The 12,981-nt window shown below is 70.2% G+C and carries 13 protein-coding genes and 1 pseudogene; 3 read left to right on the top strand and 11 right to left on the bottom strand.

What is annotated here, in order from left to right:
• Positions 1-106: 106 nt before the first annotated feature.
• From CCR97_RS18040 to CCR97_RS18010, 7 genes are all read right to left on the bottom strand, one after another.
• A complete protein-coding gene (locus CCR97_RS18040) occupies positions 107-586 on the bottom strand; it encodes a (2Fe-2S)-binding protein (RefSeq protein ID WP_201159735.1) in 480 nt (159 codons plus the stop codon).
• Positions 577-1,449, bottom strand: a complete 873-nt coding sequence (locus tag CCR97_RS18035; RefSeq protein ID WP_111355375.1) for an FAD binding domain-containing protein — start codon at positions 1,447-1,449, stop codon at positions 577-579. Before CCR97_RS18035 ends, CCR97_RS18040 begins: the two co-directional genes overlap by 10 nt.
• A 22-nt stretch (positions 1,450-1,471) precedes the next feature.
• Positions 1,472-2,998: an amidohydrolase family protein gene (locus tag CCR97_RS18030; RefSeq protein WP_111355374.1), complete on the bottom strand. Its 1,527-nt coding sequence runs from the start codon at positions 2,996-2,998 to the stop codon at positions 1,472-1,474.
• A gap of 30 nt (positions 2,999-3,028) precedes the next feature.
• Positions 3,029-3,787 (bottom strand): ABC transporter permease, encoded by a 759-nt coding sequence (locus CCR97_RS18025; protein WP_111355373.1) that lies wholly within the window; start codon positions 3,785-3,787, stop codon positions 3,029-3,031.
• Between the two features lie 154 nt (positions 3,788-3,941).
• Positions 3,942-4,751: an ABC transporter ATP-binding protein gene (locus CCR97_RS18020; RefSeq protein WP_111355399.1), complete on the bottom strand. Its 810-nt coding sequence runs from the start codon at positions 4,749-4,751 to the stop codon at positions 3,942-3,944.
• A 5-nt stretch (positions 4,752-4,756) separates the two neighbouring features.
• Positions 4,757-5,623 carry an ABC transporter permease gene (locus CCR97_RS18015; RefSeq protein ID WP_111355372.1) on the bottom strand — a complete coding sequence of 289 codons (867 nt, stop codon included), beginning with the start codon at positions 5,621-5,623 and terminating at the stop codon, positions 4,757-4,759.
• Between the two features lie 40 nt (positions 5,624-5,663).
• Positions 5,664-6,659 carry an ABC transporter substrate-binding protein gene (locus tag CCR97_RS18010; RefSeq protein WP_170145666.1) on the bottom strand — a complete coding sequence of 332 codons (996 nt, stop codon included), beginning with the start codon at positions 6,657-6,659 and terminating at the stop codon, positions 5,664-5,666.
• 262 nt (positions 6,660-6,921) lie between these two features.
• Here CCR97_RS18010 and CCR97_RS18005 point away from each other — a divergent pair, with 262 nt between their 5' ends.
• Together CCR97_RS18005 and CCR97_RS18000 are read left to right on the top strand one after the other, a co-directional pair.
• Positions 6,922-7,131 carry a hypothetical protein gene (locus CCR97_RS18005; RefSeq protein WP_111355370.1) on the top strand — a complete coding sequence of 70 codons (210 nt, stop codon included), beginning with the start codon at positions 6,922-6,924 and terminating at the stop codon, positions 7,129-7,131.
• A gap of 215 nt (positions 7,132-7,346) precedes the next feature.
• Positions 7,347-7,487, top strand: a complete 141-nt coding sequence (locus tag CCR97_RS18000) for a hypothetical protein (RefSeq protein ID WP_170145665.1) — start codon at positions 7,347-7,349, stop codon at positions 7,485-7,487.
• 267 nt (positions 7,488-7,754) lie between these two features.
• On the opposite strand, the gene CCR97_RS17995 is transcribed toward CCR97_RS18000, so the two are convergent.
• The 3 genes from CCR97_RS17995 to CCR97_RS17985 all read right to left on the bottom strand — a co-directional run bounded on the left by CCR97_RS17995 (position 7,755) and on the right by CCR97_RS17985 (position 11,394).
• Positions 7,755-8,954 (bottom strand): hypothetical protein, encoded by a 1,200-nt coding sequence (locus CCR97_RS17995; protein WP_111355369.1) that lies wholly within the window; start codon positions 8,952-8,954, stop codon positions 7,755-7,757.
• Positions 8,955-9,108: 154 nt separating this feature from the next.
• Positions 9,109-10,440: a patatin-like phospholipase family protein gene (locus CCR97_RS17990; protein ID WP_201159734.1), complete on the bottom strand. Its 1,332-nt coding sequence runs from the start codon at positions 10,438-10,440 to the stop codon at positions 9,109-9,111.
• A 465-nt stretch (positions 10,441-10,905) separates the two neighbouring features.
• The gene (locus CCR97_RS17985) at positions 10,906-11,394 is read right to left on the bottom strand and encodes a hypothetical protein (protein WP_111360171.1); all 489 of its coding nucleotides are present in this window, start codon (positions 11,392-11,394) and stop codon (positions 10,906-10,908) included.
• 255 nt (positions 11,395-11,649) lie between these two features.
• Here CCR97_RS17985 and CCR97_RS17980 point away from each other — a divergent pair.
• A pseudogene (locus CCR97_RS17980) lies at positions 11,650-12,150 on the top strand (YciE/YciF ferroxidase family protein); the annotation flags it as partial.
• Positions 12,151-12,408: 258 nt separating this feature from the next.
• Here the strand turns inward: CCR97_RS17980 and CCR97_RS17975 are convergent.
• Positions 12,409-12,981 (bottom strand): SDR family oxidoreductase (locus CCR97_RS17975; protein WP_244670536.1); only part of this gene is annotated, 573 nt, incomplete at its 5' end.

The raw sequence follows: 12,981 nt of genomic DNA, 5'->3' as shown, positions 1-12,981 counted from the left end.
GGGCTCGTCCCGGCCATCCACCCACTTTCATCCCATCCACGCAGCAAGGTCGTGGATGCCCGGCACAAGGCCGGGCATGACGGCCGAGAGAGTGCTGCCGACATCGTCAAGCGCCACCTCCCTCGCTCTTCCCCACCGCCTCGATCGCGTCGACGATCGCCTGATAGCCGGTGCAGCGGCAGAGATTTCCCGACAGCGCCTCTCTGATCTCTTCACGCGACGGTGCGGGGTTATTGTCCAAGAGCTCCGCGGCCGTGAACAGCATGCCGGGCGTGCAGAAGCCGCATTGGAGCGCCGCGTGATCGTGAAAGGCCTTCTGGAGCGCGGCGAGCCGGCCGTTTCGCGATGCGCCTTCGAGCGTCTCGATCACGGCGCCGTCGGCTTGCGCCGCGAGCATCAGGCAGGCCCGCGCGGTGCGTCCGTCCACGAGAATCGTGCAGGCGCCGCAGACGCCGTGCTCGCAGCCTACGTGCGTGGCCGTGAGGGCGAGTTTGTCGCGTAGGAAATCCGCGAGCGTTTCGCGTGTCGACACGGTCGCTTCGACAAGCTCGTCGTTGATCGTGCAGGCGATGGTGATCATCGGCATGCGGCCGCCTCCGGGCGGGCGAGCGCGGCGGCGGCGCGGCGCAGCGCGACGCCGGCGAGGTGGCGTCGGTACTTTTCACCCGCCGTGGCGCTGTCGCGCACCTCCAGCGGCGCGAGGGAGTCGACGGCTTGCTCTATCAGTGCGTCATCGATCGGACCGGACGACAGGATCGTGGCCGCCTCGGGCGCCGGCACCGGCGTGTCGCCGATGCCGAAGAAGGCGAGGCGAAGGTCCGTCAGGCGATCCCCCTCGGCGCGCGCTGCCGCGGCAAGGCCGGCGAGCGCATAGTCGCCGCTGCGCCGCGCGAACTCGACGAAAGCGAAGCGCGACGCAGGGGTCTCGACCGGCACCGAGACCTCGATCAGAAGCTCGTCGGGCCTAACGGCGGTCTGATACAGGCCCTCGAAAAAGTCGTCCGCCGCGACCGTGCGGGTGCCGGCGGCCGACGCCAGCGTGATCTCGGCGCCGAGCGCCAGGGCGCAGGCCGGGAATTCGGCCGCCGGATCGGCATGGGCGAGCGAGCCTGCAAACGTGCCGCGGTTGCGGATCGCCGGATGCGCGACATGCGGGGCCGCGGCGGCGAGCAGCGGCGCGGCCCGTGCGACCAGCGGGTCGGTGGCGATACGGTGATGACGGACGAGCCCGCCGATCACCAGCCGGTCTCCGACGACCTCCAGCCGGTCGAGCCCGGCGATGCGGCCGATGTCGATCAGCCGCTGCGGCCCGGCGAGCCGCATGGCGAGCAGCGGCATCAGGCTCTGGCCGCCGGCGAGGATCTTGCTGTCGACGTCGGTCTCGGCGAGCAGCGCGAGCGCGTGCGCGACCGTCTCGGCGCGCACGTAATCGACCTCGGCGAGCTTCATCGTGTGTGCCCGTCAGCGCCCATCAGCGGCCCGTGAACAGCCGGTTGGTGCCGACATCGGCGGCCCAGATCTTTCGGTGCGCCTGTGCGATCCACGGCTTCAGCGTCTCGACGCGCGCCGCGATGGTGGCGAAGTCCTCGCGGAACTGCGGCACCACGGCCATCACCTCCTCCAGAAGCGCGTCCTGGTCCATGGTGGCGAGGCGGCCGTTGCTGATCACGACGCGGCCGTCGACCATCACGGTGTCCACGCCGCGGCCGCCCTCGGTGTAGACGAGCTGGCGCGTCGCGCTGTTGAGCGGCACGTAGGACGGGTCCTTCAGGTCGATCAGCACGAGGTCGGCGCGCGCGCCGGGCGCGATCCGGCCGAGATCGTTCCGCGCGATCGCATGCGCGCCGCCCATGGTCGCCGCTCCGAAGGCGCGGCTCGACTGATCGGGGCCGGGCTCCGGATCGCTGATGTGCACCAGGAGCGCGAACAGCTTCATGGCCTGGAACATGTTCTGCGCGTCCGAGCACGAGCAGTTGTCGCAGCCGAGCGCGATCGACACGCCGGCCTCCTGCAGGGCGCGGATTGGCGGGATGCCGCTCTTCAGCTTGGTGTTGCTGAGCGGGTTGATCACCACATTGGTACCGGTACGAGCGAGGATCTCGATCTCGTCCGGCAGCAGCCACACCGAATGCGCGAGGTTGAGGCGCGGCCCGAGCAGGCCCTCGACCTCGAGCCGCCGGATCAGCGAGCCGCCGTGGTCGGGATATTCGAGCCGGGCCTGCAGGGCCATGCCCTTCGACTCGTAGATGTGGGTGAAGATCGGGAGGTCGTAGGTCTTCGCCAGCGCCGCGGTGCGCTCGATCAGGGCGCGGGTGCAGCGCTCGGGCGCCGAGGGGCCGAGCGCCCAGGTGACGCGCGCGTCGGGCTTCTGCTGCTTCAGGATGTTGTCCTCGAACCAGGCGAGCTGGTCGATCTTCTTGTCGGGCTCGGCCGCGGTCGAGAGATAGGGATGGTACTCGGCCGGGAAGATCTCCTTCCAGAACGGGATCGTCTCGATGCCGCGGATGTCGGCGTATTGCAGCGCCACCACGGCGCGCACGCCGATCTCCTCGTAGGCCTCGACCACCGCCTCGAAATGCTCGGGATCGAACGGGTAGAGCGTGACCATGTCCTGCACGGTGGTCATGCCGGAGCGCAGGCATTCGAGTGCGCCGATCAGCGTGCGGGCGCGGATCTCCGCACGCGACCGCTTGGGATACTGGGGCGGCAAAGCGAGCAGGCGCCACGTCTCCAGCGGCGTCTCGTCCATGGTGCCCTTGGCGAGCGTGTCGTGCGAGTGATAGTGCGCGTTGATGAAGCCCGGGATCACCAGCCGGTCGGTGGCGTCGAGCGTCTCGAAGGTTTTGCCCTCCGCTTTCAGCTTCGCCGCCAGCCCCGTTCCGATCTCCGCGATGGCGCCGGCATGGACGAGAATGTCGCAGCGCTCGCCCTGGTGCGGGTCGCCGTCGGGCAGCAGCGCGCGGCCGTTCTCGATCAGGATGGGAGTGTTGTTGTTCATTGAGGTCCTCGACAGCAGCGCGGGAACGGCTCAGCGCGAGCCGGCATAGAAATCGAAGCGGCGCTCGACCATCCCGACCAGCTCGACCAGCACGAAGGCGAGCGCGAAGACGACGAAGACCAGGGCCCAGAACTCCTCCATGAGGAAGTTCTGGAGGTAGAGCTCGAACAGCTCGCCGAAGCCGAGCAGCGCGATGATGATCTGGCCGATCACCACGCCCTTGACGCCGCGCACCACGGCGAGGCGCAGCCCGGTGAGGATCTCGGGCAGTGCGCCGGGCAGCAGCACCTTGAAGAAAATCTGCGCGCGGGTGCCGCCGAACAGCCGCGCCATGTCGACGAGCGAGCCTCCGACGTGTCGGATGCCGGCCTGGGTGTCGATCACCAGCACCCAGACGGCGAACAGGAAGACGGTCGCCACCACGGTGGTCTGGCCGATGCCGAGCAGCGGCATCAGGGCCGGCACCAGCGCGGTGAGCGGCGCACTGATGAAGATGTTCACCCAGATGTCCATGAGCCGCTCGGCCGGACGCCACACGCCCATCAGCACGCCGAGCGGGATGCCGACGACGATCGCCAGCGCCATGCCGAGGCCGAAGGCCTGCGCCGTGACGGCGAGCGCCTTCATGAACGACTCGGTTTGCACCAGCTCGACCGCCTTGGCGAGGATCGCGGTCATCGGCGGGATCAGATCGACGCCGCCGAACCGGCCGATCAGCTCCCAGATGAGCGCCCAGACGAGGAGCGAGAAGCCGGACGGCACGTGATCGAGGAACGAGCGCGGGGTCATGGGTTGGCTACCCCGAATCGCGATCCGTCATCCTGAGGTGCTCGCGCAGCGAGCCTCGAAGGATGCGGCCGAGGCGCCCGGGCCGTCGCCCTTCGAGGCCCGGCTTCGCCGGGCACCTCAGGGTGACGGTAAGACTCGATGGTGGCCCCCGTCCTCATATCAGGTACTGCTTCAGCATGTCCCAGATCTCGTCCACCGTGTCGAGGTAGCGGCGGTCGCGGCGGATCTGGTCGGGGGGCATGTCGTGGGCGATGCCGGGGTCGCGGATCGCCGAGACGCGGCTCGGCCGTCGCGACAGCAGCACGATGCGGTCGGAGAGATAGACGGCCTCCTCGATCGAGTGCGTCACGACGATCACGGTCTTCTTCTCGACCGCGAGGAGGGAGAGGAGATCCTCCTGCAGCTTGCGCCGCATCTGCTCGTCGACGGCCGAGAACGGCTCGTCCATCATCAGGATGTCGGCATTGACCGTGAGGGCGCGGGCGAGGCCGGCGCGCTGGCGCATGCCGCCGGAGAGCTGGTTCGGATACTGGTTCTCGAAGCCGGCGAGGCCGACCTCGCGGATGTACTTCGCCGCGATCGCCTCGCGCTCGGACCTGGCGACGCCGCGCAGCTCGAGCCCGAAGGCGACGTTGCGCAGCACGGTCGCCCACGGCAGCAGGGCGAAGTCCTGGAACACCAGGGCGCGCTCCGGCCCGGGGCCGGCGACGGACTTGCCGTTCACGGCGACCGTGCCGGTGGTCGGGCGCAGCAGGCCGGCGATGATCTTGAGGAGCGTGGTCTTGCCGCAGCCGCTCGGGCCGAGCAGCGTGGTGAGCTTGCCGCGCGGGATATCGAGGTCGATGCCGTCCAGCGCCGTGACGCCGTTGGCGTAACGCATGGTGACGCCCGCGACCCGCACGATCGGCGGAGCGTCGGCGGCCGCGGATGCGCCGAGCGTCGAGGCGGGCAGGGGAGGAGCCATCACGTTCATCCGGAAACCGCGTGGTCCGGCCGGAACAGCCGGTTCTCGAGGCGCTGCAGCAGCGCGAGCGTCACGGTGGCGAGCGCCAGGATCGAGAGGATCGCGGCGAACATCTTGTCGTAGCGGGCGATCGACCGGTTGTAGCTGATCAGGTCGCCGATGCCGGTGGGCGAGATCAGGAGCTCGGCGAGCACCACGCCGATGAAGCCGGCCGAGATGCCGAGCCGCAGGCCGGCGAAGATCATGCCGCTCGCGTGCGGCAGCATGATCTTGAACACCTGCTGCAGCCTTGTGCCGAGAAACGAGCGGCACATGTCGAGCAGCGACGCATTGGTGTTGCGGATGCCGCGATACGAGTTCAGCACCACGATGGGGGCGGCGAGCAGGATCACGGCGGCGGTCTTCGAGGTCGGGCTGACGCCGTAGAAATAGGTGAGCAGCGGGATGATGGCGGCGATCGGCGCGGTCTGCAGCACCACCATCAAGGGCATGCCGATCCACTCTAGGCCGCGCGACAGCCCCATGGCGATGCCGAGCGTGACGCCGAGCACCGCGACGATGCCGATGCCGACGACGAGCGGCGGCAGCGTCACGGCGTAGGCGTGGCCGAAGTCGCCGGCCACGGCCATCTCGACGAAGGCGACGGCGACCCGCGAGAACGGCGGGAAGGCGAGGCTCACGGGCCAGCGCCCGGCGATCTCCCAGGCGCCGAGCACCAGCACGAAGGAGGCGACCTGCCAGGGCCAGCTCCGGTCGCGCAGGCGGTGGCCGCCCTGGATGCTGCCGACCGGATCGACGACCGCTGCGGCCGGACGGTCCGTCGCTTCGAGGGTCGGCAGCCCGTCGCGCCGCGATGGTTCGATCGATGTCATCGAGGCACGAGCCGGGGGAGGCGGGACACGGTGCGGTCGCTCAGTTCTTGCCGACCTTGGCGAGCGCGGCCTCGAGCGGGGCGAGGTCCCAGAAGTCCTCGATCTTGTAGTCGGCGTTCTGGCCCTTGAAACGGCCGGCCGCGATCAGGAAGTCGAAGTCCGCCTTGGCCGCCGCGGCACCGCCGCCGTCGGTCGGGAACAGACCGCCCGGCACCGCCATCTCGAAATAGGGCGTGATGTCGTCGGCCAGCGGCTTCGGCAGGTCCTTCAGGAGCCCGAGCTCGGTGCGCAGCCGGGCCGGCGCCTTGGGGTCGGCGTTGACGATGCGCAGCGACTTCAGGAGCTCCTCGCTCAGCACCTGCACCAGCTCCTTGTTGTCGGCGATGAACTTGGTGGTGGCGTAGAAGATCTCGTCGCTCGCCGACTGGGTCTCGACCGGCAGGACGATGAACTTCTTCGGGTCCTCCTCGGTGAGCTTGCGGGTGTTCGGCAGGTCGAGCAGCGTCGCCTTCATGGTGCCGCGGCGCATCGCGATGATGCGCACCTCGGATCCCGGCACGAAGCTGATTTGGCCGAACTTGATGCCGTTCGCCTTCTCCATCTGCAGGGCCATCGCCTCGGTCGCGGAGCCGCGCGCGTGCACGGCCATGTCGGCGCCGTTCATGTCCTTCCAGGTCTTGTAGGTCTCGCTGTTGACGACCGGGAAGTAGGCGACCCGGCGGAGCAGGAAGAAGTGCCGCACCGGCGCCTTGAGCGTGTCGATGCCCTTGTAGGCGTCGCCGATGCCGATATCGATCTCGTTGTTGATCACCGCCTGGAAGACGACGTCGTCGGACTTCAGCGCGACGACGTTGAACTTCACCCCGAGGCGCTTCTCGGCGTTCGCCATTGCGATCAGCTCGGGCAGGTTCTGGCCCGTGAGGGTGTCGGCCTGGCCGACCCGGATGACGCGCTGGGCGGCGGCGGGCTCGCTCCAGGTGAGGGCGGCCACGGCCAGCCCGGCGGCGCAGCAGGCCAGACGAGCGAGGGTGAGCATGCGAGTTCTCCGTCGAGGCGAGTGCATCGGCCATGCACGCGGCGGGGCCCGGACCCGTGCGAATTCCGCCGGCATTTCATCACGAAAGCAAATCAAAACATGTGATTGATTAATCCAAGTGAATTATAGATGCCCATGCGAGGCTTCGTCCGGCCTGGAATCCGGTCTCCTTGTGGACGGCTACAACCAAGCGTAGACGCGAGCAAGCCGTTCGAGTTAATCTCTTCCGTGTGGCGTGAGAGTTTGGCGGGGGAGACGAGTGATGCGTCGAACGCCTCGACAGGTCCTGCTCGATGCCGAGCAGCACCGACGGAACGCCGTCGGCTTCGCCGATCGCGCGGGAGCGACGAGCTCGAGCCAGGAGCGCGACCACTTCGCCATGATGGCGCGCACTTCCGAGCTGCTCGCCAAGAACGCCGACTGGCTGCGCTCCATCGACACCTTCCTGGCCGACTGGCGGCCGAAGGCGTGACATCGGCGCGACGCTGAAGGCGGCTGCCCTTGCAGCCTGCTCGGGAAGGTCCGGCGGGCTCTCTGCGGTCCCGCATCCGTGACCGCCCGGCCGCCCGAATCACCCCGTTTGGCCCCGCCTGTCCTAAATCCTTAATAATTCGTTACCGCCCTGGAACCGAGTGCCCGATTGCGCGTTGGAGTGGCACAGGGGGCTATGTTCTCCAGGGGACAGTCATGTTCGACGACAGCGCCTACGACAATGCCATCTACGACCGCACCGGCGGTTCGGCGCATCTGCTCGGGTTCGACGGGGGCGATTGGCTGCTGCTGGTCAGCGGCTGTGTGCTGTCGACTGTGCTGACATTCCTGGTCTGATCGACGTCCGATCGATGACGCCGGTGCATTCGGCACCGGCCCGCTGCCGGGTCCGCTTCGGTGTGCAGCCCCTTGGTGCAGCTCGTTTTCTTTTCGGCCCGTCGCAGTGTGTCCGGTCTCGCCGCGGCGACCAGGGTGAAGTCGGGCCTCTCGCCCATGGCTGATCCACCCGAGCCGGTCCAGCCCGTTCACCCGCCACGTCTCTTCCGTCCGGTCTGATCCCGTCGAGCGGTCCGCCGGGCGCAGGCCGCCCTTCCGGACAAACCGTCAGTCCTGAACCGCCGCCGCCGGCGCGGTGCGTTCCACCGCCTCGATGGCGGTCAGGCGCGCCTCCATAACCGAGAAGGCGAGGCGGATCGCCATCAGCGTGTCGGTCTTCCACACGAGCTGTTGCCAGGGCCGCGCGAACTCGATGTCGCCGCCGATGCGGTGACCCTGGTCTTCCAGGGCGCGCGCCGTCACGTCGTCGGCCTCGTCGATCGGCACGAACACCTGGTAGCGCACCCGCTCGTCGTACCAGGCGAGCATCAGGGGCTCCGAGAGCACGCCCATGGTCAGCCAGGCGCGCTCGTAGAGCCCCAGCCGGAACGCGACGTCGAGGCTCGCCGCGACGCAGACCTCGCGTCCGGCGAGGGCGTCCGGCAGCGGCGCTCCGGGCGGCGCGTCGTGGACGAAGATCGGCGCGTAGCGCTCAGGATCGAGGCCGTCCGCGAAGGCGACCCAGTCGTCGACCCGGCTGTTGCGCCGGGGCGAGAGCGCGCTCGCCCGCAGCGTGATCACCACGGCGCGGCGGCCGCCGGCGACGCGCGTCAGATACTCCTCGGCGGCGCGGCGGGCCGGGCCCGTGGCGGACAGCAACGGCCATACCGTCCCGGCGCGGCGGGCCTCGTCGCGGGCCGCGCCCGGGTCGGGCCGCAGCGGCAGGAAGATGCGATAGCCGTCCGGGTAGACCCGGCGGTCGTCGCCGGCGATCAGCGACCACGCCTGCTGGCGATCGGCACAAACCGCATGGCCGCGCACCGACGGCATCAGCGCGAGCAGCGGCAGCAGCTCCTGGTGCAGCCGGTGCAGTCGCGCCTCGGGATCCTCGGCCATCTCGTGCGCCGGCGTCTCCCGCTTCACGCCGTGATGCGGGCCCGGGACGACGATCACCACGAGGCCGCCGAGACCGCGCTTGCGCCGCTCGATCTCGGCCGCGGCGAGCGCCGCGACGAGGTCGTAGGACACGGGCGCGACCGAGAGGTCCCAGACGAGCTGCAGGCAGTCGTCCGACCACGCCTCGCTCGCCGTGGTGACGCGGCGGAAGCGGTCGCCGACCGCCGTCGCCGCGCCCCGGATCTTGCGGGTGAGGGCGAGGCGGGGCTCGGCGAGCTCGTTGCGGGCGAGGCGCAGCAGGCTGCGCGGGCCTTCGGTGCGCAGGCCGTGCCAGAGGCCGCGGAGCGTGGAGACGCGAAACAGGCGGGGCATCGGGGCTCGATCGATCTGGTGACGCAATCGGCTCAGCTTTGGACCCGGCCGGGCCGTGCCGCAAGAGTGCAGGTGCCGCCCCCGGCGCCGCGGCGCGGGCCGCCGTCACCCGAAAGGTCGTCGCGCGAGACCTGCCGTCGCGTGCCGCGACCGTTCACTGCGCCGTGGCGCCACCCGTCGACGGGCTCGCCTGCGCGGCGGAGCCGTCGGTCGGCCCCGCGGCGGAGGCCGGGGCGGGCCGGTCCTGCCCGCCGGCAGCCGCTCCGGCGCCGGCGCCGCCGGGCACGGCGTCGCGGAACGGCGTCGCGCTCTTGCCCTGGGCCAAGCCGCTCTCGAACAGCGCCTTCATGTAGGCGGGGTCGAACATGCCGTTGCTCGGGTGATCGAAGCCCTGGTCGACATAGGCGATCTCGAAGCCGATGCCGGCGCGGCGCGCCGCCGCGGCGGCCAGGAGCGCCGTGGTCCGGCTGCCGCGCTTGACGCCGACCGACAGCGAGCGGCCGAGCACGCCGACCAGGCTGCGGTCGGTCACGGCGAATTCCGGTCTGAGCTTGCCGTTGATCACGATGGTGACGCGCTTCATCGGCAGCCGCGAGGCGCCGGCGAGCAGCATCGAATCCGGAGCCACGTAGAGCGTCGAGGCGAGGCCGCCGTCGACATGCATCTCCTGGATCTTGCGGCCGTTCGCCTCGGTCTCGATCATCATCGGCGGGAACAGGCCGGGGATGGCGCTCGACGCGACCAGCACGTCGCGGAACAGCTTGCGCGATTCGTCGGTGCCGGCGGCCGCGATCGCGCCCATGTTCCAGGCGACCGGGCGGGCCGTGTCCAGATTGGCGGTGAGGACGATCAGCCGGCGGCCGCGCTTGTGCTCGGCCGCGACCGCGTCGATCAGCTCGCGGGTGATGTGTCGCTCCAGGAACTTGCGCAGCGGCCAGGTGTCGAGAAGGCTCTCGCGGGTGCGCTGATCCTCGAACACTTCCGCCGCGTTCAGGGCCATGAAGTTGTCGCGCATCTCGGCGTCGCGCGCGGACCCGAGGAAGATGAACGGGGCGAGCAGGGCGCCGGAGCTGACGCCGGTCACCACGGCGTAGTCGGTGCGGCGGCCGCTCGCCGTGAGGCCGGTGAACAGGCCCGCTCCGAAGCCCGAATCCTCGCCGCCGGCCGAGAGCGCCAGCCAGTCGTCGCCGGCGCTGCCGAGGACGCGCAGATAGTCGGCCTCGGAGTCGCCCCAGAAGCGTGCGTCGGGAACCCCCGGGATGCCGGCGAGCGCCAGATCCGCAGCCTTGAAGTCACGCGCCGCGGGCTGTGTCTTGCCGGTTGCCGCCGTTGCGGCTGTCGCGGTTGCTGCCGCCGCGCCTGCCGGAGCCGCCTGCTGCTTCTGCTTGGCGAGGCGGGCCTTGCGAGCCTCCGCCCGGCGCAGGCAGGCGGCGTAGCGGGCGTGCTCGGCGTCGTCGGCGAATGCACCGGGCTCCACGAGGGTCATCGGGCAGACGAGTTTTTGGCGCGGCGCGGCGTCGGCCGGCGCAGGAGGCATCGCGACCGCAACGCCGATGCCGAGGCTCAAGGCGACCCCGAACGGAATGAACCGGAAGACGCGGCACGTCGGCGACCACGATCGCATTGTCCACCTGCCTCGAATGGTCCACCCGCCGGGCGATGCTGCGATCGGCATCGCGCGGCGGGGGCTGTGGCTGGGCATGCGGCAGCGGCCGCTACGGCATGCGTGGCTTCGGCTCGTGCCGCGGTTCGAACGGCCACGAGACGACCGGTCGAGTCGGCACGGACATGATGCCGGCTTCTATCACGATGCGCGTGTTTTTTTTGTGATGCCCGCGGGTTGAGCAGATCCGACGGGAGTCGCCGCCCCGCCGCCGCCACACCGGCGCCATCTCGGACGTTCGGCGTCGGTCGTCCGGCGTCGGCCCGAAAGCCGGAAGCGCGGCGCGGGTCAGCGGCGGGTGGCGAAATAGCCGCCGAGCAGCGACAGCAGGCCGGCGGCCGCCAGCGTGGTCAGCCCGAGCGCCGTCGACGCGCCGACCGACAGGCCGCTCGGTGCCCCGGCGGCGTGGCCGACCACCGCGAGGCCCGCGACCAGCGCGAGGCCGCCGATCCAGTACAGGATCGCGAGATTGGCCTCGGTGCCGGACAGCCAGCGCGTCACCAGCGCGATCAGAAAGCCGGCCGCGAAGGCGGTGAGCGCGATCGCCCACCAGGCGAAGGCCGAGCGCATCTGGCCGCTCCGCATCCCCATCATGGCGCGCCACGCCGCGCCGAGATCGAGCCCGAACCGCGCGAAGGCGAGCTGCGCCGCGATCGTCGCCATCACGCCGCCGAGCACGGCGACGCACATGATCAGGGCGCGCGAGGACGGCGCCGTCTCGTCGGTCGCGGACGCGGTCGTCGGCGGGGTCGCTCTGCGGTTCGCTGCGCGGTTCATGACTCGGCTCTGGCTCGGCTGTGGCTGGGCGCGTCGGGCTCGGCGGCGACACCGTGGCCCCTTGGCGGTCGAACGACTCGCGACGCCGCGCATCCTGCGCATTTCCGCTCGCGATTCAACTCGTTCGCCGCATCGGCGCGGAACCGGCCTCGCCATGTTTCGTTGGTGGCGAGATTGCGGCTGTCGCGACGATCGCGCGGATCGCTCGCGAAATCCCCCGAGGTCCGCTCAGGACCGTCCCCCAGGAGATCCAGAATGGCGATGTTTTCCGACGAAATTCGCACCCTCGACGATCTCTTCGTCCATCAGCTCGAGGACATCTATTACGCCGAGCATCAGATCGAGAAGGCGCTTCCCGAGATGATGGAGAAGGCGAGCGACGCCGAGCTCAAGCGCGGCTTCAAGACCCATCTCGCCGAGACCAAGCGCCAGATCAAGCGGCTCGATCAGGTCTTCAAGGCGCTCGATCAGGAGCCGAAGGGCACCGAGTGCCCGGCCATCGACGGCATCATCGAGGAAGCCAACGACGTCGCCGGCGAGGTCGAGGACAAGGAGGTTCTCGACGCCGCGCTGATCGCCGCCGCCCAGGCGGTCGAGCACTACGAGATCACCCGCTACGGCACGCTGGTCGCGTGGGCGAAGCAGCTCGGCCGCAAGGACGTCGCGACGCTGCTGACCGAGACGCTGCGCGAGGAGGTCGCCACCGACAAGAAGCTCACCGTGATGGCGAAGAAGTCGGCGAACCCGAAGGCGTCCGGCAAGGCGCCGCCGCGGCGCAGCCCGGCCCGCGGGACCGCGTCGCGCGGCAAGAGCAAGACCGGCGCGAAGGGCGGCGCGAAGACGGCGGCCAAGTCGAACGGCCGCCGCGGTCGCGCCGCCGCCTGAGCCGACGTCGCCCGGCCCGCGGCGACGCGGTCATCCACGAGCGATCACGAAGGAGAGGGGCCCGCCGTCGTGCGGGCCCTTCGTCGTTCTCCGAACGTCGCGGGGCTCGGCGGACGCGCGCGTGCCGGGTCAGGCGATGCCACCATTGGCGCGCAGCACCTGGCCGTTGATCCAGGCGCCGTCCGGGCCGGCCAGGAACGCCACGGCCGCGGCGATGTCGGCGGGCTCGCCGAGCCGTTCCAGCGGCGCCGCCTTGGCGATGCGCTCGATCAGGTCCTGCGGCTTGCCGTCGAGGAAGAGGGCGGTCGCGGTCGGGCCGGGCGCCACCGCGTTGACCATGATGCCGCGGCCGCGCAGCTCCCTGGTCAGCACCACCGTCATCGCCTCGACGGCCGCCTTGGTGGCGGCATAGACCCCGTAGGTCGGCTGCAGCAGCGTGGTGACGCTGGACGACAGGGTGACGATGCGGCCGCCGGCGCGCAGCCGCCGGGCCGCCTCGCGCAGCGTGTTGAAGGCGCCCTTCAGATTGATGGCGACCTGGCGGTCGAACAGGTCGTCGCTGCTCGTCGCGATCGGCGCCAGCGTCATGATGCCGGCATTGGCGACGACGACATCGACGCCGCCGAACGCCGTCTCGGCGGCCGCGAACAGGCGGGCGACGGCGGCCGGGTCGGCGACGTCGGCCCGGCCGCCGTCGCCCGC

Source organism: Rhodoplanes elegans (assembly GCF_016653355.1).
GTDB lineage: Bacteria > Pseudomonadota > Alphaproteobacteria > Rhizobiales > Xanthobacteraceae > Rhodoplanes > Rhodoplanes elegans.
This window is presented reverse-complemented; position numbering and strand designations above follow the sequence as displayed.